22 protein-coding genes and 1 riboswitch are annotated in these 20,408 nt (G+C 31.9%); of the genes, 6 read left to right on the forward strand and 16 right to left on the reverse strand.

The window, feature by feature from the left end; translation table 11 throughout:
* Positions 1 to 204: 204 nt before the first annotated feature.
* Positions 205 to 1,536 (reverse strand): magnesium transporter, encoded by a 1,332-nt coding sequence (mgtE, locus tag ACWJJ7_RS09010; protein ID WP_462964901.1) that lies wholly within the window; start codon positions 1,534 to 1,536, stop codon positions 205 to 207.
* A 334-nt stretch (positions 1,537 to 1,870) separates the two neighbouring features.
* Between mgtE and ACWJJ7_RS09015 the strand changes: the two genes are divergently transcribed.
* On the forward strand, positions 1,871 to 2,068 hold the full coding sequence (locus ACWJJ7_RS09015; protein ID WP_165413285.1) for a cold shock domain-containing protein: 198 nt from the start codon (positions 1,871 to 1,873) through the stop codon (positions 2,066 to 2,068).
* Between the two features lie 337 nt (positions 2,069 to 2,405).
* On the opposite strand, the gene ACWJJ7_RS09020 is transcribed toward ACWJJ7_RS09015, so the two are convergent.
* The 6 genes from ACWJJ7_RS09020 to ACWJJ7_RS09045 form a co-directional block, all read right to left on the reverse strand.
* On the reverse strand, positions 2,406 to 2,663 hold the full coding sequence (locus ACWJJ7_RS09020) for a DUF6143 family protein (protein ID WP_462964967.1): 258 nt from the start codon (positions 2,661 to 2,663) through the stop codon (positions 2,406 to 2,408).
* A gap of 139 nt (positions 2,664 to 2,802) precedes the next feature.
* Complete coding sequence (locus tag ACWJJ7_RS09025; RefSeq protein WP_462964968.1) at positions 2,803 to 3,429, reverse strand: group II intron maturase-specific domain-containing protein; 627 nt, start codon at positions 3,427 to 3,429, stop codon at positions 2,803 to 2,805.
* A gap of 522 nt (positions 3,430 to 3,951) precedes the next feature.
* Positions 3,952 to 4,107 (reverse strand): hypothetical protein, encoded by a 156-nt coding sequence (locus tag ACWJJ7_RS09030; protein ID WP_462964902.1) that lies wholly within the window; start codon positions 4,105 to 4,107, stop codon positions 3,952 to 3,954.
* 217 nt (positions 4,108 to 4,324) lie between these two features.
* Positions 4,325 to 6,337 (reverse strand): ABC transporter ATP-binding protein, encoded by a 2,013-nt coding sequence (locus ACWJJ7_RS09035; RefSeq protein ID WP_462964903.1) that lies wholly within the window; start codon positions 6,335 to 6,337, stop codon positions 4,325 to 4,327.
* Positions 6,334 to 8,109 carry an ABC transporter ATP-binding protein gene (locus ACWJJ7_RS09040; RefSeq protein ID WP_462961825.1) on the reverse strand — a complete coding sequence of 592 codons (1,776 nt, stop codon included), beginning with the start codon at positions 8,107 to 8,109 and terminating at the stop codon, positions 6,334 to 6,336. Before ACWJJ7_RS09040 ends, ACWJJ7_RS09035 begins: the two co-directional genes overlap by 4 nt.
* 40 nt (positions 8,110 to 8,149) lie before the next feature.
* Positions 8,150 to 8,590 carry a MarR family winged helix-turn-helix transcriptional regulator gene (locus ACWJJ7_RS09045; RefSeq protein WP_462961826.1) on the reverse strand — a complete coding sequence of 147 codons (441 nt, stop codon included), beginning with the start codon at positions 8,588 to 8,590 and terminating at the stop codon, positions 8,150 to 8,152.
* 195 nt (positions 8,591 to 8,785) lie between these two features.
* Here ACWJJ7_RS09045 and ACWJJ7_RS09050 point away from each other — a divergent pair, with 195 nt between their 5' ends.
* From ACWJJ7_RS09050 to ACWJJ7_RS09060, 3 genes are all read left to right on the forward strand, one after another.
* Complete coding sequence (locus ACWJJ7_RS09050) at positions 8,786 to 9,052, forward strand: hypothetical protein (RefSeq protein WP_462961827.1); 267 nt, start codon at positions 8,786 to 8,788, stop codon at positions 9,050 to 9,052.
* A gap of 297 nt (positions 9,053 to 9,349) precedes the next feature.
* Entirely contained in the window at positions 9,350 to 9,721 is a 372-nt protein-coding gene (locus tag ACWJJ7_RS09055) for a CoA-binding protein (protein WP_462961828.1), read from the forward strand.
* Between the two features lie 260 nt (positions 9,722 to 9,981).
* Positions 9,982 to 10,329 carry a hypothetical protein gene (locus tag ACWJJ7_RS09060; RefSeq protein WP_462961829.1) on the forward strand — a complete coding sequence of 116 codons (348 nt, stop codon included), beginning with the start codon at positions 9,982 to 9,984 and terminating at the stop codon, positions 10,327 to 10,329.
* 135 nt (positions 10,330 to 10,464) lie between these two features.
* Here the strand turns inward: ACWJJ7_RS09060 and ACWJJ7_RS09065 are convergent, their stop codons facing one another.
* Complete coding sequence (locus ACWJJ7_RS09065; RefSeq protein WP_462961830.1) at positions 10,465 to 10,668, reverse strand: hypothetical protein; 204 nt, start codon at positions 10,666 to 10,668, stop codon at positions 10,465 to 10,467.
* A 134-nt stretch (positions 10,669 to 10,802) separates the two neighbouring features.
* Between ACWJJ7_RS09065 and ACWJJ7_RS09070 the strand changes: the two genes are divergently transcribed.
* Positions 10,803 to 11,189 carry a thioesterase family protein gene (locus ACWJJ7_RS09070; protein ID WP_462961831.1) on the forward strand — a complete coding sequence of 129 codons (387 nt, stop codon included), beginning with the start codon at positions 10,803 to 10,805 and terminating at the stop codon, positions 11,187 to 11,189.
* 53 nt (positions 11,190 to 11,242) lie between these two features.
* Here the strand turns inward: ACWJJ7_RS09070 and ACWJJ7_RS09075 are convergent, their stop codons facing one another.
* A complete protein-coding gene (locus tag ACWJJ7_RS09075) occupies positions 11,243 to 12,907 on the reverse strand; it encodes a ribonuclease J (protein ID WP_462961832.1) in 1,665 nt (554 codons plus the stop codon).
* A 343-nt stretch (positions 12,908 to 13,250) separates the two neighbouring features.
* Here ACWJJ7_RS09075 and ACWJJ7_RS09080 point away from each other — a divergent pair, with 343 nt between their 5' ends.
* Complete coding sequence (locus ACWJJ7_RS09080) at positions 13,251 to 13,712, forward strand: DUF3842 family protein (RefSeq protein WP_462961833.1); 462 nt, start codon at positions 13,251 to 13,253, stop codon at positions 13,710 to 13,712.
* Positions 13,713 to 13,799: 87 nt separating this feature from the next.
* On the opposite strand, the gene ACWJJ7_RS09085 is transcribed toward ACWJJ7_RS09080, so the two are convergent.
* From ACWJJ7_RS09085 to ACWJJ7_RS09115, 7 genes are all read right to left on the reverse strand, one after another.
* Positions 13,800 to 14,192, reverse strand: a complete 393-nt coding sequence (locus ACWJJ7_RS09085; protein WP_462961834.1) for a GntR family transcriptional regulator — start codon at positions 14,190 to 14,192, stop codon at positions 13,800 to 13,802.
* A gap of 93 nt (positions 14,193 to 14,285) precedes the next feature.
* Complete coding sequence (locus ACWJJ7_RS09090; RefSeq protein WP_462961835.1) at positions 14,286 to 15,137, reverse strand: YitT family protein; 852 nt, start codon at positions 15,135 to 15,137, stop codon at positions 14,286 to 14,288.
* A 200-nt stretch (positions 15,138 to 15,337) separates the two neighbouring features.
* A riboswitch (cobalamin riboswitch) is annotated at positions 15,338 to 15,525 on the reverse strand.
* A 419-nt stretch (positions 15,526 to 15,944) separates the two neighbouring features.
* The gene (locus ACWJJ7_RS09095; protein WP_462964969.1) at positions 15,945 to 16,718 is read right to left on the reverse strand and encodes an ABC transporter ATP-binding protein; all 774 of its coding nucleotides are present in this window, start codon (positions 16,716 to 16,718) and stop codon (positions 15,945 to 15,947) included.
* Positions 16,718 to 17,806: a FecCD family ABC transporter permease gene (locus tag ACWJJ7_RS09100; RefSeq protein WP_462961836.1), complete on the reverse strand. Its 1,089-nt coding sequence runs from the start codon at positions 17,804 to 17,806 to the stop codon at positions 16,718 to 16,720. Before ACWJJ7_RS09100 ends, ACWJJ7_RS09095 begins: the two co-directional genes overlap by 1 nt.
* Positions 17,807 to 17,808: 2 nt before the next feature.
* On the reverse strand, positions 17,809 to 18,819 hold the full coding sequence (locus ACWJJ7_RS09105; RefSeq protein ID WP_462961837.1) for an ABC transporter substrate-binding protein: 1,011 nt from the start codon (positions 18,817 to 18,819) through the stop codon (positions 17,809 to 17,811).
* Positions 18,820 to 19,065, reverse strand: coding sequence for a GntR family transcriptional regulator (locus tag ACWJJ7_RS09110; protein WP_462961838.1), 246 nt, complete (start codon positions 19,063 to 19,065; stop codon positions 18,820 to 18,822). It abuts the gene before it with no gap.
* 33 nt (positions 19,066 to 19,098) lie between these two features.
* The gene (locus tag ACWJJ7_RS09115) at positions 19,099 to 20,376 is read right to left on the reverse strand and encodes an acetyl-CoA hydrolase/transferase family protein (protein WP_462961839.1); all 1,278 of its coding nucleotides are present in this window, start codon (positions 20,374 to 20,376) and stop codon (positions 19,099 to 19,101) included.
* Between the last annotated feature and the right edge of the window lie 32 nt (positions 20,377 to 20,408).

The following is a 20,408-nucleotide window of genomic DNA, read 5'->3' on the forward strand; positions in this document are numbered from 1 at the left end:
GTTGTTCTATATTTATTTTCCATAATATTATTATGATACTCTTTGTGTATGTTAACAATATATTTATACACATATTGTTAAATTAATTTTTATATCATTATGCTATCCATACCACACCACAAGGAGTGGGCTTTCTGCACAATCCTTGTAAATATAGCGCCACCCACATTGAAAATGACAAGTGGGTGGCACTATCTCCTATTGTTATAATCCTAAAAACCAAGTAGCAAGTGTAAAGTACACCATCAATGCTACAGCATCCACTATTGTGGTTATTAATGGACTTGCCATTACAGCAGGATCCAGTTTAAGCTTTTTTGCAGCTATAGGCAAGATTCCTCCTATTACCGTTGCTAATAATATAGTTATAAACATAGTAATACAAACCGTAATCGCAATAAAAAATTCTACTTTTTCAAAATAAAATATTCTCAAAAAGTTAAATAAGGCTAGAACAATTCCAACAACAAAACTTACCCTAAACTCTTTAAATATAACTTTGAGTATATCCTTTAATTTTATTTCACCAAGTGCCAATCCTCTAATAACTAGCGTTGATGATTGTGAACCAGCATTACCAGCAGTATCCATAAGCATGGGAATAAATGCCGCCAAAATTACTACAGATTGAATAACATCATCAAATTTTTTTATAATGTTACCTGTGAAGGTTGCAGATATCATTAATACGAGAAGCCATACCATTCTATGTTTTGCATGATTCCACACGCTGGTTTTTAAGTATTCCTCCTCTGATGGAGCCATTGCAGCCATTTTTTGAAAATCTTCTGTATTTTCTTGATCTATAATATCAACTATATCATCTATTGTTATAATGCCTACTAATTTTTTCTCATTGTCAGTTACCGGAATTGATAACAAATCGTATTTTTTAAATAATCCAGCAATGTTTTCTTGATCATCAATTGTATTAACATAAATAACTGCTGTCTTCATAATATCTTTTATAAGTACAGTAGACTCACTTAAAATAAGTTTTCTTATAGATACAATTCCTTGTAAATATCTATTCTTTCCAATAACATAACAAGTATTTATTGTCTCTTTATCTGTTCCAACTTTTTTAATATGACTTATTGCTTCTTCTACTGTCATTTCTTTTTTTAAATCAACGTACTCCACAGTCATTATACTTCCAGCTGAACTTTCAGGATACTTTAATAATTGATTTATTATTTTTCTTCTTTTTTCATCTGTATTTGTTAATACCCTATCAACTACATTGGCTGGAAGTTCTTCTAAAAAGTCGACTGTATCATCTATAAATAAATCATCAATAATACTTGAAACTTCTTTATCCGTTAAGGCATCTATTAAAAAAACCCTTTGTTCATGTTCCATATACGCAAACACATCCGCCGCTATATCTTTAGGAAGTAATCTAAATACCTTTACAACACTTTCTTTATTCAGCTCTTCAAATAATGCTGCTATATCAACTACATTTTTTCTTTCAAGCTCTCGTCTTGCTTCAATAAACTTATTTTCATCTATAAGCTGTAATACTTTTTTCATTATAGTCACCTCCAAAACAATAAAAAACCCCGTCAAACCTAACTACATAGTGATAGTATCCTTCTTTTAATTGCATGTCAATATTTTGTAAGATTGTATTCTCATTATCATCATAGCAACTGAATTTTATGCTAAACATAAAGCGATTAGTTAATATAACTTGCTTTTTATAATAAACTGTGATAACATAAGAATTGACTTAAATGAATAGTAATTAATGTAGCACATATATATTTCAATTGGTACTTTTAAATATAGTATTTTAATATCGAAATTTTATTAGTGAGCTATTACAAAGCATTTAAGAAAATAAAATTTCGGAGGTATACATTATATGAATGGTACAGTTAAATGGTTTAATGGAGAAAAAGGATTTGGTTTTATTACAGGAGAAGACGGAGTAGATGTTTTCGCACACTTTTCTCAAATAAATTCAGATGGTTACAAATCACTTGATGAAGGTCAAAGAGTTTCTTTTGACATCGTTAAAGGACCTAAAGGACCACAAGCAGAAAACATTTCAGTTTTATAATTAAAAAAAGACCATTAAATAGTTATACTATTTAATGGTCTTTTTTTATTTGTATGATTTATAAAGTACGCATTTGTAGCTTAGAAAAGCGAATTAATTTTTGCGAATGCCTGAGTCATAACGAAAATCCTAATGAAATTATCCTTTTATATAATAAGGTTTATAAATTGTATTTAAAAGACACGTTTCCTTATCCTCCATAACTTTAGCATCAACCTCATACAAATATTTTATTAATCATTATATTTGCATTTGTTGCTTATGCTTTCTTCCCACCAACCAAAAGCTATCCTACCCGAAGTTAAGAGTTCTAGTGTTTCTGGATTTGATAGAAATACTAAGAAGTTTCCACCAATGTTGCTTCGGGCTGGGCACGTCTTACAAATGCTTTAATTCCTCCAATTGGCTCACCCATAACATTAGATGCGTACTCTAATTTCACCTTTGCTCTAGGTTGTGGTTTGATATTTAAATTTGTAGGAGTTACAAGTGCATATTTAACATCTGACTCAGGAGGAGTTGCATTAAACCAAAACTGTGCACGGAAAGCTGACTCTACAACATCAGTTACAGTCCAGACATTCACATGTAAAATAACACCTTAATTAATTGGATTGTATAATCTTGCCCAGGCACTTGTACCTTTTCCAAATACTAAGTAAGTAAACCAAGGGAACTTCACCCTTAGTTTCTCTCAGAACCGTACGTGAACCTCTCAGCTCATACGGCTCCCATCATTCAGTCGTTGGTAATATTCCCATTTTCCAGTGTGCAAACAAATTTCTATCTCTTTTCGCAATACTTCCCAACCAATATTCTGCTCTTCGTTTATGTTTTCGTTTCTTATACTTTCTTCGAACCCATTTTACTAAAGCATTATTGATATATCTTAATACTGAATACATTTCCGTTTTATAGAAATGTGTATAATAGTTAATCCACCCCTGTATCTTTTTATTAAACATACTTGATATATCCCACAAGTCTTTATCTACCTTCAACTGTACTCTCCAACTTCTTACTTCTTTCCTAATTCTTTTCTTTGCATTATCTGCTATCGCTGGTAAGAAACTTGTAAAATACTTTCCATATTTACTTTTTGCGCCTCTAGGCTTAAATGTATACCCTAGGAAGTCAAATGATATATTTGGATAATCTCCCTTTCTATCATCATCTTTACAGTATACAATCTTTGTTTTATCAAGGTTCAGTTGCAATCCGTATTCTTCGAACCTTTCTTGCAACCGTCTTTGTAGATATTTAGCCTGTTTTAGGGATACACAGTGTGCTATTCCATCATCTGCGTATCTTGCCCACGGAATTGTTTTGAATTCTTTTGTTATAAAATCATCAAATTCAATTGACTGTCCATCATAAGCTCCTCCTCCTTTTCAAAGTTGACTTATTTCTGAAACTGAATAACTTGAAGTCCTTTGCTCCACTTCCATTACAGAAGTTTCTTCACTACTACGACCCAATCTGCCCCTATGCTTGCATCGATACTCTTTTCTCACAGTTCTTCTGCTTGAAATACTCTCTTAACATCAAGCCGTAGGTTCCCACGTTCCATACAAATGCCCATACTAAAGTCATGCCACCTTTATGCCGCCCACCGCCTAGCCAGTAAACAGGTTTCCTCTAGGCTTATCCCAAGTTAACGACTACCCCCTGGTTTTGATGGAGTCTCTACGCTTTCGACATTTTCGTAAGTGATTCACATGCTCGTTCATCTCTTTAGTACATACTTGACAGATTTACCTCTGCCTTTTCCTTAACGCTAAGCACCATAACTTTTGATTACAGCACCTTAAGGTAGTTTGAAATCTCCACCTGCATGGCGATTTCGGAGGACCTTCCTCCATCATCTGTATAGCACAGCTATATTAATCAACTCTTGCGAGTTGATTACCACGCTTTCGTGGCGCACAGTCATCAGCATACCCAATAAAATATTGTCCACGCATAGATTCGTACAGCTCTATAGGAATATTAACAGTTTTTGAAAGTGATTCGTATATATTTTTACAATTTTGACTCATTAAATTACCACCTCACTATATTATATTTTTATTATTAGCATATCGTGACATTATAAATTTTCAACACATATCTACTCAATAATTCACAAACCATTTAACATTTTGTATGCTAGCAACCCTTGCTAATTACACATAAAAATGCCCTATAGGGCAGACTTTTTTTTACTTGTCTACTCTATAGGGTATTTAAAAATTTCATTTATCATTATTCTTTTATTTATACTACTTCATTATCTAAGTTTGCTCCACTAAACTGACTATTATAAAGATCTGCATAGAAGCCATTCTTAGCAAGAAGTTCATTATGACTCCCCATCTCAATAATACTTCCTTTATTCATAACTAATATTAACTCTGCATCTTTAATTGTAGAAAGTCTATGTGCAATTACAAAACTTGTTCTATTTTGCATAAGTTCTGTCATAGCCCTTTGTATATAAACCTCTGTTCTTGAGTCAACGCTACTTGTAGCTTCATCAAGTATCATAATAGTTGGATTTGCAAGTATTGCCCTAGCTATAGTAAGAAGTTGTTTTTGACCCTGTGATATATTTGAAGCTTCTTCATTTAGTATTGTATTATATCCATCAGGAAGAGTCTTAATAAAGTGATGCGCATGAGCTGCTCTTGCAGCTTTAATAACGTCATCATCTGTTGCTCCTTCTCTGCCATAAGCAATGTTTTCCATTATAGTACCATTAAAGAGCCAAGTATCTTGGAGTACCATACCAAACATACTTCGTAGTTCTCCACGTTTTATATCTCTTATGTCCACTCCATCAACTGTAATCCTACCCGCATCTATCTCATAGAACCTCATTAGTAAGTTAACAAGTGTAGTTTTACCAGCACCTGTTGGTCCAACTATTGCAATTGTATGACCTCGTTTTACATCAAGGTTCATATTCTTAATAAGAGGTTCATCTGATTTATAGCTAAAGTCAACATTTTCAAACTTAACTTCGCCCTTCGGAATCTCAATTACCTTAGAATTATTAGTTTCTACAATCTCCTCAACTTCATCAAGTAATTCAAAAATACGTTCAGCTGAAGCTACCGTTGATTGAATAATATTTGCAATATTTGCAGTTTGAACTATTGGTTGAGTAAACTGACTAGAATATTGAATAAAGGCTTGTATATTACCTATAGTAATTTTCCCTTGGGTTGCTAAATATCCACCAACAACGCAGACTACTACATAACCTATATTACTAACAAATCTCATCATAGGCATTATTATCCCAGATATGAACTGAGCTTTCCAACCTGCATTGTATAACCTATCATTAATATTTCTAAACTCTTGTATTGAATCCTTCTCATGTCCAAAAGATTTAACAATTTTATGACCAGTATACATCTCTTCAACATGGCCATTAAGTTCTCCAATTTCTTTCTGCTGAGCTGCAAAATATTTTTGAGATCTTTTTGCTACAAAAGCTGTCACAACAATATACAGTGGCAAAGTTAAAATAACAACCAGCGTCATTAATGGGCTTATTGTGAGCATCATAATGATAATACCTACTATTGTAACAATAGACGTAATAAGCTGTGTAAGACTTTGTTGAAGCGTTGTTGATATATTATCAACATCATTTGTTACACGACTTAATATCTCACCATGAGTTCTTGAATCAAAAAATTTAAGTGGTAACCGCGAAAGCTTATTTTCAACTTCCTTACGCAAATTATAAACAGTTTTCTGTGCAACTCCAGCCATTATATATTGTTGAAGAAACGCAAAAGCTGTACTTACTAAATATAATGCAATTAATAAAATAATAATATTTCTAATGTATGTGAAATCTATCTTTCCACCATTTACATTCATTATTTTAGAAATTCCAGTTTTAATTTGAGCGAGGCCCTCAATTACTTTGGGACTCTTTGCAGCTGCTGGATCAGACTTTATTAAATCTGCTATTTTGCCCTGCTGAGCATGTAGTTGAAGTAGAGCAAATTTATTCATTATACCTTGAACTAATCTATCTATAGCTTTTCCTGATATCTTAGGCCCAACTATTGTAAAAATAGTGCTTATGATCGCAAATATAAATACCAGAATAAAATTAGTTCTTTGAGGCTTTAAATAACTTAAAAGCCTTTTTAATGTACCTTTGAAGTCCTTTGCTTTCACTACAGGACCTGCGAAGGATCCCATTGGGCCACCACCTTGGCGTCCCGAACCTCCGCCTGATTTGTTATTCTTGTTGTTTTCACTCATGATAATTCCTCCTCTGAAAGCTGTGAAGATACAATCTCATGATATACCTTACAACTAGTTAAAAGTTCCTTGTGAGTTCCCATTCCTGCAATTTTACCATCATCTATTACTATAATTCTATCCGCATCCATAACTGTTGCAACTCTTTGGGCAATAATTATTACTGTAGATTTTGCTGTTTCTTTTTTAAGTGCTGCACGTAGTTTTGCATCAGTTTTAAAATCAAGTGCTGAAAAACTATCATCAAAAATATATATTCCAGGTTTTCTAACTAAGGCACGCGCTATAGAAAGGCGTTGCTTTTGTCCACCGGAAACATTCGTTCCTCCTTGGGCAATAAGATGGTCATATCCTTCTTTCATTCCATTAACAAAATCTGTAGCTTGTGCTACCGTAGCTGCATGCTGAATTTCTTCAATAGTAGCATTATCCTTGCCGTATTTAATATTCTCGGCAATAGTTCCAGAAAAGAGTACAGTATTTTGAGGAACAAAACCAATCTTAGACCTTAGAGCTTCCTGACTCATTTCGCGAACATCTACTCCATCAACCAATACCTGGCCACTAGTTGCATCATAAAAACGTGGTATTAAGTTTATAAGAGTTGATTTACCAGAACCTGTACCACCAATAATAGCTGTTGTTTCACCAGGCCTTGCACTAAATGTTATATTACTAATGGCCGGCTGATCTGCACCTGGATAGCTAAATGTTACATCCTTAAACTCAACATATCCACTTTGTTTATCAGCTAATTTAATAATCTTTGGATCAATAATTTCAGATTCCATTTCTAATACTTCATTTATTCTTATTGCAGATGCTTGCGCTCTTGGTATCATTATAAATACCATAGCAAGCATTAAGAATCCCATTAAAATTTGCATTCCATATTGTATAAATGCTATTAATGAACCAACTTCCATGCTTCCAGCATCTATTCTTTTAGCACCGAACCAAATAATAGCAACCGTTGTGACATTCATAATTAACATCATTACTGGCAATAAAAACGCCATAATTTTATTCACCTTTACAGCATTATTCATAAGATCAATGTTAGCATCATCAAATCTATCCTTTTCAGTATCTATACGGTTAAATGCACGTACAACCCTAATACCAGTAAGTCCTTCACGTAATACAAGATTTAATTTGTCTATTTTCACTTGCATTAATTTAAATAATGGCATAGCGAATTTAAGAGTTACTCCAATAATAATCCCAAGAAGCGGAACTACAACTGCAAAAATCCAGGTTAGTGATGCATCCTCTCTTAAAGCCATAACAACACCACCTAGGGCGGTTAAAGGGGCAAAAAGCATAATAGAAAAAATCATTACTGTTGCCGTTTGAACCTGAGTAACGTCATTTGTAGTCCTTGTTATAAGGGTGGCAGTACCTACCTTATCAAACTCATGAAGCGAAAATCCTTCGACTTTAGCAAATAATTTATTACGAATAATCCTACCAAGTCCTACAGCAGTTCTTGACGATAGGAATGCAGCTACAACTGAGCATATAACACCGCCTGCTGAGATTAATAGCATAAGTCCACCTATTCTAATAATATAATCTATTCCTTTATAAGTTCCACTAAATCCTAAAAATGAAATAGTTTGAACTATATCCTTGTGTACTATACCTTTATCAACTATATCAGCCATTAATGTTGGCAAATATAGATTTGCAAGCACTTGAGTAAAAATCAATATAACTATTAGCACTATTTGCAATGTGTATTCTTTTAAAAATCTAAACAATTTAATCAAAAGTATCATCTCCATTCATTGTTATTGCATTGTTATTGCATTATTTTTGTTGGTCATTTAAAAGCTTCTTAAGTGTATCTAAGCCTTCAAATATTTTATGAAGTTCTTCTGTACTTCCCTTACTCATTATATCTGCAATGTTTTTTTCAAATTGGTTATGAAAATTTTTATGCATCTCTTTAAAGTTTGGTGATATACTTACGTAAACTACCCTCTTATCCACATCGCTTCTTTCTCTTACTACCATTTCCTGCTTCTCAAGCCTATCAATAATTCCAGAGACTGTACTATTTGATAAACAAAGCTCATTGCTAAGTTCTGTTATCTTAAGTTTCTTTTTTTTCCTTAAAAGCCCCAAAACCATACCTTGAGGCGCAGAAATACCTGTGTCACAAAGAACTTTACTCATATTATGTTTAAATAGCTGCATGACCTCTTGAAAAAGTCTTGCAACTTCTACGCTCTCATTTATTTTTTCCACTTAATTACCCCCTTAAATGTATTTCGTCTACTAATATTTCGCATACGTATATTTAGCTTGCGAATTATATTATAATCCCATAAATATTTTATGTCAATACATTTTCACATACCCTTAACTTAGGCTTTAGGATATTTTACCTTTGCCAACCCATAAAGTTTAAGTTATAATTTTATAAATAATGGAGGTGTGTTTATGAACGTTGATTTTTCTAATATTAATCTGAATACCATTATTATGATTGCATTAGCTATATTACTTGCTTATCTTGGTATTTCAGTATTTAAAATATTTGGAAGGATATTAAGTATTACACTTGGTATATTCCTTTTAATATATGTCCTTCAACAAATAGGTATTACAATACCTGTGTTAACCGATTTTCTTAGCTATCTTTTACAGGTAATAAATCCAATTATCGATAATGTAAAACATATAATTGATTCTATAAAGATTAAATAGGCATATAATGCCTATTTATTTTTTTTTATGTTTTCTAGCGAAGGTGATGAACAGCTCTGTAAGTGATGATTTTAAAATTTCAGCTAAAAAATAATCCTGAATGAAAAAGGGAATAATAATATTATAAAAAAATTTAGAATGAAATGGGTGATGCAGATAGTGGAATAGCACCAGGTACTAAGTCTTAGGAATTCCAGAAGATTGGATTCGTCCATTATGTGGAGTTTTAAAATCAGAATTGGAAAAATATAATATAAAGGTTCTTATAAATACTAATTTTATTAGGAGATGATACCATTGAATGCTAGTCGATTTTTAGATTATAAAAACTGGGTTGTAGTTGGGGATGTATTAACCCCTTCAAAATATGCTTATAAAATATTGAATTCTTTGAAAAGAGACGGATTTAATGCAGTAGGTGTAAATCCATCTATTGAAAATGAAGGGATTTATAACAGCCTAAGTGATATACCCTACAAGGTAGAAGTTTTAGATTTATGCATTAACCCATATAAAGGTATTAAAATTCTTCATGAAGCTCATGAGTTAAACATAGATAAAATACTTATTCAGCCGGGGGCTGAAAGCCCTGAAATAATTGACTTTTGTAAATCAAATACAATGCAAGTAATAGAGGGATGTGCGCTAGTAGAATTATCAAAAATATAGAATTCAACGACATTTCAGAAGGAAAGTCTCCCACTTCTATAATTGGTAATTGGCAATTTCATATTATAACAAAAATAAACCTTGCATATTTTTAAGAATATTGCAGAAATTTGCAGAATATTTTTTTTCCAATGATAACACAATATTACAAAATATTGTATTACCTTGTGGTATAATTAAAATATTGTGGATAGGCATTTTACCTTTATATGTAAACTATCTAACAGATATTGTTTTATACTATAGCGGGAGGGGAATATATGGAATTAAATACATTAGAAAGTGAAATGCTAATTGACATTTACGATGCTGATATGTTGCCAGGAATGTCATTTGAAATTGAAAATTACAATTTAACAGAGGAACACCCAAAAGACAAGAATCAAGAATTTGCTTCCTATTTAGGAAAATTAAAAAGATTGGGTTTTGTAAAATATGAAGAAAAAGAAGCCTTTGTAAAATGTGGAAGTCGTAGCTCTAAATATAATAATAATGTAGTTATGATTTGTGAAGATAAAATACACATTGATTCTAAAGGAATAAAATTAGTAGAGTTGTATAATTATAGTAATTCTGAAATTCAAAGAAAACTGTATAGATGTAGCTAAATGATTAGCCAAAACAGTAAGAAATGAATTAATCGATATGATATTATTTCAATTTGAATATTTTTAAAAAAATCATATAACAATCTAAACAATAGAATTCCAGTAATGGGATTCTTTTTTTGATGTCGCTCTCATTTATAAAGTTTCATCATATTTTCTCTCTATTTTCTTCCATAATTGTAGTGTTATAAAAAGTACAAATACTAGACAACACTGGATTATTGAAATTATAAAATATCCTCTTCCTTTTTCCCATTCATTATTCTTAGATATATATAAAGGCATGATAACCGGCTCTAAAGTTGCACCAACGCCCCAAAAACAATGAATCCAACTCATATGCTTAGCCTTATAATGAATCCGATAATCCAAGGCTAATAAATGCCAAATAAATAATAATCAAAAGTAATGTTAACATGGTATAATAAGGTATTGGTATAGTTAAAAATAATTAACAGAATGGAGTGATGAAATTGGAATTCAATTTTAATAAAGACTTGAAATTTACTATGGAGCAGACTGTTAACAGCAGTGACACAGCAATTTCTTATGGATCTGGAAATCTAGATGTTTATGCTACTCCAGCTATGATAGCGCTAATGGAGAATGTAGCAACGAATTGCGTTCAACAAAAGCTACCTGATGGTTTCACAACCGTTGGTATAGAGATTAATGTTAAACACATAAAGGCAACACCTGTTGGCGTGAAGGTTAGAGCTGAAGCTTCATTAACAAAGGCAGAAGGTAAAAAATTATTCTTTAAGGTGGAAGCCTATGATAACATAGGTAAAATAGGTGAAGGAATTCATATAAGGTACATAGTAAATTCTGAAGAATTTATAAAAAAAATAGTACGTTAAATCACTTTATTGTACAATTAAGACTGCACCTAATAGCGCAGTCTTTTGTTATGTTAAATTTCCATAATAATTGGAAGAATAATTGGTCTACGCTTTGTTTTTTCATACAAATATCGCTCTATGGATTTTTTTATATTAGATTTCAATACATACCATTCAATAATTTTATTGTCTAAGCACTTATTAAGTTCAACTCTAACAATTTCTTTTACTTCACTAATCAATGCATCCGATTCCTTTGCATATATAAATCCGCGAGTTATTATGTCTGGTCCTGCAATAATACTATAAGATTCGCGTTCTAAAGTAACCACAACAGTGAGCATGCCGTCTTCCGCTAAGTGCTTTCTATCTCTAAGCACTATGCTTCCAACATCCCCAACACCAAGTCCATCTACAAATACAGATCCAGTGTGTACCCGTCCTGTTACTGTAGCTTCATCCTTTGTAAGTTCTAAAACCTGACCTGTTTCCATAGTAAATATATCTTTGCCTTGCATACCTAATTTTTGTGCTAACTTAGCATGGTGACTTAAATGTCTGTATTCACCATGAACTGGCATAAAATATTTAGGATGAACTAATGCATGAATTAATTTTAATTCTTCTTGATAGGCATGACCGGATACATGCACTTCTTCTAAATCCTCATAAATTACCTCTGCTCCTTTTTTAAATAGCTCATTGATTACTCTAGATATAAGTTTCTCATTGCCTGGAATTGGAGATGCAGAAATAACAAACAGATCCTCTGGTTCAAGGGTGATTTTCCTATGAGTAGCAAAAGCCATTCTAGCAAGTCCTGCCATAGGTTCGCCCTGACTTCCGGTAGTTATTATTGTAATATTTTTATTGTGGTAATTCCGCATATCATCTATACCTATAATGTAACCTTCTGGTACATGAAGATATCCGAGTTCAATAGCTACTTGTGAGATATTGTCCATACTCCTTCCACTAAAAACAATTTTTCTACCATATTTCACAGAGGCGTCTACAATCTGCTGGATTCTATGAATATTTGAAGCAAATGTAGCTACAATAACTCTTCCCTCTGCATTAGAAATTATTCTAGTTAGAGTCTTCCCTATAGTTTTTTCAGAAATTGTATGCCCTTCACGTTCCACATTTGTGCTATCCGCCATAAGAAGTAGCACGCCCTCTTTACCTAAATTTGAGATACGTTCAAGATCCATGACTAATCCATCAATGGGGGTATAATCAATTTTGAAATCACCAGTATGTAATATAACACCTAGTGGCGAGTGGATGGCAATAGCACAGGAGTCTGCTATGCTGTGAGTAACCCTTATGAATTCAATTTTAAGATTTTGTAGTTCTATCGTTTCTCCAGCATTTACATTGTGAAGTTCACAACTAGATAATATATTGTGCTCCTTTAGTTTATTTTCAATTAGCCCTAATGTTAACCTAGTACCATAAATAGGCACATTCAATTGTTTTAGAATGTACGGAAGCGACCCTATATGATCTTCATGTCCATGGGTTAAAAAAATACCCTTTACTTTTTCCCTATTATTTTTTAAATAAGTTATATCTGGAATTACTAAATCTACACCATACATTCCCTCATCAGGAAATGCTATACCACAGTCTATAACAATGATTTCATCCGCGTATTCAATGGCCGTTATATTCTTACCTATTTCTCCAAGGCCTCCTAAAGGAATAACCTTTATACTTTCCTCGTTTTTCACCAAATTCTCCCCTTCATTTATATCGATTATATTATTAATATCATTTTCTTTATTTTGCCTTGAATTATAAAATTAATACCTTTATGGGAGAATTTTTATTGTAAACATATTATTATAACTTAATTGGGCTTCGTTCAATTAATAGGCTTCGTTTTTATTTTAAAATTATCAAAAGAATTCAGCTTTATCTTCAATATAATTAACAAATCAATTTAGTCCTGTTCCTATCAATATTTATTTGGGCTAAAAATAGAATATACATAAACATTATAGTATAATAATGTTTATGTATATAAAAATAGATATCATCACATTATAAATTTTATTTTTTGGAGGCATTACCATGAAAATAGCTGTAATAGACGCACAAGGGGCAGGTATTGGTCAAACAATCATAAAAAAAATTCGTAAAGAAATCAACCTAGATATCTATATTATTGCACTTGCTACAAATACATTTGCTTGTTCAAATATGATAAGAGCTGGTGCAAATATTGGTATAAGTGGAGCGGAATCAATTTGCTCATTTTGCAAAAAAAATAAAGTTGATAGTATAATCGGTCCAATTGGAATAATCTGTAGTGGTGGCATAAACGGTGAAATTACTCCCATGATTGCCACGTCAATATTTAATATGGATTGTACCAAATATATACTTCCACTACAAAAACATGGTATTTATATACCGGGCACAAGGAATATGCAAATCAAAGATATAATTGAAGAAATTGTACTTGATATAAAAAGTAATATAACTGATGCGTATACAATGAATCCAATTACAACTGATGTAATTATAAGATAAAATTGTCGATACTTCTGCAAATTTGTACCTAAAGTTATAGAAACTTCATCAGCAAGCAGCATCATACTATATTCTTATTGCTAAATTTTATCTAATATATGTTTTTACATCTACCCTTTGATCTACTATCTCTAAAAACTCTTCTAGTTTCATTCCACTTTTCAGAGCTTCCCCTAGTCCTAAGTCAATGAATTTTATTATTTTGTTTTTACTTTCCCAAGATATAAAATCTTCAGTTACAAACGTTCCCTTGCCTTGCTGGGCTTTCAAAGCCCCCTCTTGTTCCAAGTCATTATATGCAGTGCTTACAGTATTTCTGCTTACTTTAAACATTTCAGATAATTCTCTTTCTGTAGGTAATTTTGTTCCAACTTTGAGAGTTCCTTTTTCTATTTTATCTATAATCTGTTGTTTAATTTGAATATAAAGTGGTACTCCACTTTTTTTATTTATTATAACGTCAATAAAAATCCCTCCCAAAGCATATTGAATTAATCGACTAATCCACTACAATCATTGCTACGACCTCTGAAGTGTTAAATCAGTTAATATTACAGTTTCCCAGAAGATGATTTAATGTGTTAAGGACTTAAATCCATGTCCAAAGACTTCATAAATATTATTCACTGTTACAAAAGCATCCCTGTCAACAGATTTTATGAATTTTTTAAGTGTTATAAATTCCCTTCTTCCTAGTATAACCACAACAACTTCTTTATTCTCATCTGAAAAATCCCCTACTCCGTTATATACAGTAGATGTTTTATCTAGCTCTTCTCTTATATATTTCCTTATCTTATCGCTATTCTTGCTTATAATTGTAACTTCTTTGCACATGTTTATTCCCTCTATAATGTCATCTATAAGAAAACCATTAATTATAACTCCAAGCATTGCATATAATGATAGCTTAATTCCAAAAGCAAAAGCTGCCATTAAAGTTATGATTAAATCACACATTAAAACTCCTTTACCTAGATTTATATGGAAAAATTTATTTAATATCTTAGCTAAGATATCTGTACCCCCCGTTGAAGCATTTTGATTAAATACTATAGCCATACCTATTCCTGATATTAGTATTCCAAATATAAGTTCCAATAAAATATCTCCTGTAAGTGAATTATTAATAGGTATAAACTTTTGAAACATAATTATAATACCCGATACACCAAAGCTTGCATATACACTTTTTCCACCAAAACTCTTTCCGATAACAATAAATGCTATTACAAACAAAACAAGATTTATTATTATCATTATCCAACCTACGGATAATCCCCCTGTAAATTTATTTATAACTATAGCTAATCCATTCGCCCCACCTGTCGCTAAATTATTTGGCATTAAAAAGAAATATAAACCTGCTGATACCATAGACATTCCTATGTTTATAAGCACAAATTCCTTTATCTTTGTTTGCATAATATGCCTCCTTATAATTATCAATTATATTACCTTTCCTCAGTAAAATAATCATAATTTCTTTCTCAACTAAAAATTAAGCCCTTTAGCATTTATGCTAAAGGGCTTGATAACAGTACTAACCATATTTGTAAAAAACACAAAGTATAAAATGCATTTTCATACAAATATGCGTCACACCCCCTATCACTCGTAGCGTTCTTGGTGTATTAATAAAGGCAGTTCTTCTGACTTTGGCTCATAGTCGCTTTAATCCTTCCCAACAAAATTGTCAGTGGTATAATTTAGAGCTTCTCACCATTACAGCGGCGGGACCGTTCAGGCCTTTCACCTGGTTCCCTTTTAAATGAAATGCAAAACATCTCATACCTTTAAATTCAATATTAAGTTAAATAAACTATATTATTCCATAAACCAAGTATACATTTTAAATACTTGATTGTCAAAATTTCTTTAACGAAATTAAGTGTTCTATTTGAATTTTTTTGAAAAATGAGGTAATTAATGTTTGATTTTATGACACCTACATAAGATAAGTAATTTATTTAATCTAAGAATCTACAATATTATCGATTAACTTAACTATATTTATCTTGTATTTAATCATTCCACAAATTTCACCTTTAGAATTTAAACTTTCCTTATTTTCAGTAAGCTGTAATAGACACACAAGGGGCAGGTCTTGGTCAAACAATCATAAAAAAATTTGCTTGTTCAAATATGGTATTTATATGCCAGGCACAAGGAATATGCAAATCAAAGATATAATTGAAGAAATTGTACTTGATATAAACACAATATAGACTATCATTTTATATAAGAAGGTTTATACATAATATTTAAAAGACCAGTTTCTTTATCCTCTGTAACGTTAGCATCAACCTCATACAAGGACTTTATTAATTCTTGGGTTAAGACCTCTGTCGGTGTTCCATAACTAACAATTTTACCTGCTTTCATAGCATAAATTTTATCACAATATAAAGCAGCAATATTTAAATCATGAATAGCAGATATAACTGTGACACCAAGTTCCTTTACAGTAGCCATAAACTGAAGCTGATACTTTATATCTAGATGATTTGTAGGTTCGTCTAAAATAAGACATTCTGTTTTTTGTGCTAAGGCTCTTGCAAGAATTATTCTTTGCTTTTCTCCCCCTGATAAGGTTGAAAAGCTTCGTTTAGCATACTCTGTCATACCCACTTTTTCTAAAGACTCTTCCATAATTTTATAATCCCCCGCATTGTCTTTTTCTATAAACTTTTTATGTGGTGCTCGTCCCATTAGAACCATATCCGAAACAGTAAAATCAAAATTATAATTATTATGTTGAGACACCACTGCCATTTTTTTTGCACTTTCTTTCATAGCAAAATCTTTAATATTTTTATCATCTAAAAATACAGCTCCTGTAGAAGGCTGTAATGTTCGGTATATACATTTTAAAAGTGTACTTTTACCACTTCCATTAGGTCCTATAATGCCTACGAATTCTTTTTTCTTTGCATTTATACTTAAACCCTTCAAAATATGACTTCCACCTAAATAAGCTTCTACATCTAAAGTCTTTATTTCCATCAATTATTACCTCCAAATCCGTATGATTTACTTACCATAAGATATATAAAAATTGGGGCACCAATCATAGAAATTAATATTCCTATTGGAAGTTCACTTCCTGGTATTATAATTCTAGATAAAACATCTGACCAAATCAAAAATATAGCTCCCGTTAATGCAGATAGTAGAATAATTCTTTTATGATCTGTTCCAAATATCATTCTTATAAGATGAGGAATAATAAGTCCCACAAATCCAATTATCCCTGATGCATATACAATAAATCCAATTACAACTGATGTAATTATAAGATAAAATTGTCGATACTTCTGCAAATCTGTACCTAAAGTTATAGAAACTTCATCACCAAGCAGCATCAAATTAAGCGTTCTATATTGAGTAATAAAAAATAGTGTAGCTACTATTACAACCGGAAGAATTATTCTTATATTTTGCCATTTTGCGCCTGTAAGGCTTCCCATAAGCCAATATGTTATACTCTGCATACCCTCTCTATCATTGGCAAAGTATACAATAAAACTTGAAAATGCTGAACACACACTACTTAATGCCATACCCGCCAGCAAAAGCTTTGTTGAATTAGCTCTCCCATTTACATTTGCAAGGGTTAATACAAGTATTGATATTGCAAACGCTCCTAGAAAAGCACATATGCCTACATAATTACTGCCAAAAAAAACACCTACCCCAAGCAGGATAGCTAAGGTAGCACCTAACGACGCTCCTGAAGAAATACCTAATATATAAGGATCTGCTAATGGATTTTTTACGATTGCTTGCATGATGACCCCACATACTGAAAGACCTATTCCTACAGCAACTTCCAAAATAATTCTTGGAAGCCTTATAAACCAGACAATATCATGTATAGTACCGCTTGATAAAAACTTTGCATCACCAATGCTAAATAACTTATACATTATGATTTCATATACATCTTTTATAGAAATCTCAACAGAGCCCATAGTTACGGTTATTAGAATGGAAAAAATCAAGATAATAACAAGTATAATGGAAACACATATATAAGTAGGTGTTCCATTGAGCAAACCATTTTGTGTGTTATTCTTATAAATTCGCTTCATTCTTATTTATTTCCATATAATTCAGGGTATAATCCTTTTGAAATTGTTTCTATACCATCTAAAGTTCTAATACCACTAGCATAAACTTCACTTAACATTATAGGATGAACCCGTTTTGACTTTATTGCCGAAATGCTTGAAAGCCCAGGATTGTTTGTAATGCTTTTTAATGCAGCGTCTTTATCAATTTCTTTGCCGTAATAGACAGTGAAAATTACATCAGGATTAAGCTTTATCAAATCCTCATTTCCCATTTTATCATTTGATTTTGCTACTAAATTTGCTCCAACGCCTTTTGCAATATCTCCACCAATACTGCCTTCTCCATAAATTCGATATACTCCATCTTTTTCTGCTTCTAAAATAACCGTTTTAACAGCTTCTTTTCCTTTAACAAAACCCTTAGCCTTTTCAATTTCCTTTTTCATTGTGTTAACAATTTCATTAGCTCTATCCTCTACATTGAAAATTTTACCCATATTTAAAATATCATCATATTCATTTTGTAAAGTATTTGGTTTAATAACACCACTGTTTTGTGACATATATGTATTTATACCTCTTTCATGCCAAAACCCTACATCTCCAAGATTTTTTTCACCAAATAGAGAATACCAGCTCAATATGAAATCAGGTTGCAATGCAATAACCTCTTCTTTTGCGGGTGCTTTTCCATAATACTTCAATTTGCTGAAAGCACTTTTATATTCATCTTTAACATCATGATCTAATCCAGATGCTGCAATTATTTTATCCTGCAACCCTAATGCTAATAATGTTTCTATTGAATTCTGATATACTGCAACAACTTTTTCTGGTGATTTTTCAAAAGTAATTTTAACAGGTTGCTTTGCATAATTATATGTTGTAATTGTAACAGGATAATGTGATAACTGTTTATTACTATTTTCTACTTTAGTTTCTGTAGGTGCGGTTGATGCCTCTTTATTGCTGCATCCAGTTGCTCCAAATACCATAAATCCTGATAAAATCATAATTATTATCTTTCTCATTTAAATTTTCTCTCCTTTGTGTATCGCTTGTATACTATGATATATTCGTTGATATTGCAGTTTCGCAGTGCTTACAGTATTTCTGCTTACTTTTAACATTTCAGATAATTCTCTTTCTGTAGGTAATTTTGTTCCAACTTTGAGAGTTCCTTTTTCTATTTTATCTATAATCTGTTGTTTAATTTGAATATAAAGTGGCACTCCACTTTTTTTATTTATTATAACGTCAATAAAAATCCCTCCCAAAGCATATTGAATTAATCGACTAATTCACTCCAATCATTGACACGACCTCTTAATCATTAAATCATCACCTGCGGTGCTGCTAAATCTTCTTTTCCACTCTTTGATTAATTCTTTCCTAAATTTAGGGTGAGCTATATTTATTAAAGCTCTCCCTCTTTCTTTTAATGTCTTTCCCCTTAGTTCCGCTATACCATACTCTGTAACTACATAATGAACATCCGCCCTTGATGTCGATGCTGTAGCTTCATTATCTATTAATGGAACTATTCTAGAAACTTTACCATTAAAATCTGTTGATAGAACTGCTATTATCGCTTTACCACCTTTGGATTTATTTGCACCTCTAATAAACTCTACTTGTTCGCAAGGTCCACTAAACTGCTTTAATTCTATAGGCTCTAATGTTATTTGTCCCATCAAATCTATTTGTGTACATGAATTTATTGATACCATTCTATCGTTTTGGCTTATAACATATGGATCATTTACATAATCAACAGATAACATATCTATCATTGGGTTATTATTAGCAAAATTATATAGTTTCTTTGTTCCCATTAAAAATGCAGCCACTATTTTATTTTTATGAATAGTTTTTCTCTTGTTATTTATAACTCCAGCTTCTACAAGTTCTACTACTCCATCCGATATCATCCCTGAATGTATGCCTAAATCCTTTTTATCCTTTAAATTTAAAAGAACAGCATCTGGTATAGCACCTATTCCAAGTTGTAATGTCGATCCATCCTCTATAATTAATGAGCAGTTTCTTCCTATTTCATTTTCTACGTCTCCTATTTCACCTTTTTTTAGTTCCATAACTTTATAATCGGCCTCTACCATGTAGTCTATATCTTTAACATGTATAAAATTATCTCCTAAAACTCTTGGCATCTTCTTATTAACTTCTGCTATAACAATATCTGCACACTCTGCAGCTACTTTAGTGTATGCACTTGAAACTCCGAAGCTACAAAAATTATGTTCATCAGGCTCCGAAACTTGGATTATAGCTACATTGACCTTTAAATACTCTTCTCTGAATAATCTTGGCATTTCCGAAAAAAAGCAAGTTATTAAATCTCCTCTAACACTATTTAAAGCTTCCCTCGCATATGTTCCTTTTCCCATACCTACCATGTGAATTATTTCTACTTCTCCGTACCTTTCCTTATTTTCAGTCATAGCACCTATAACTAATTTAGGTTCTCCAACTGCGTGACCAACAATTACCCTATCCCCAACTTTTATTTTTTCTGAAGCTTCTTTAGCAGTAACTACCTTTTCTTTATATCTCTCTTGCCACTCCATGATATTCCACTCCTTGCAATTATCAATTTTAT

The organism is Clostridium sp. CM042 (assembly GCF_055080995.1).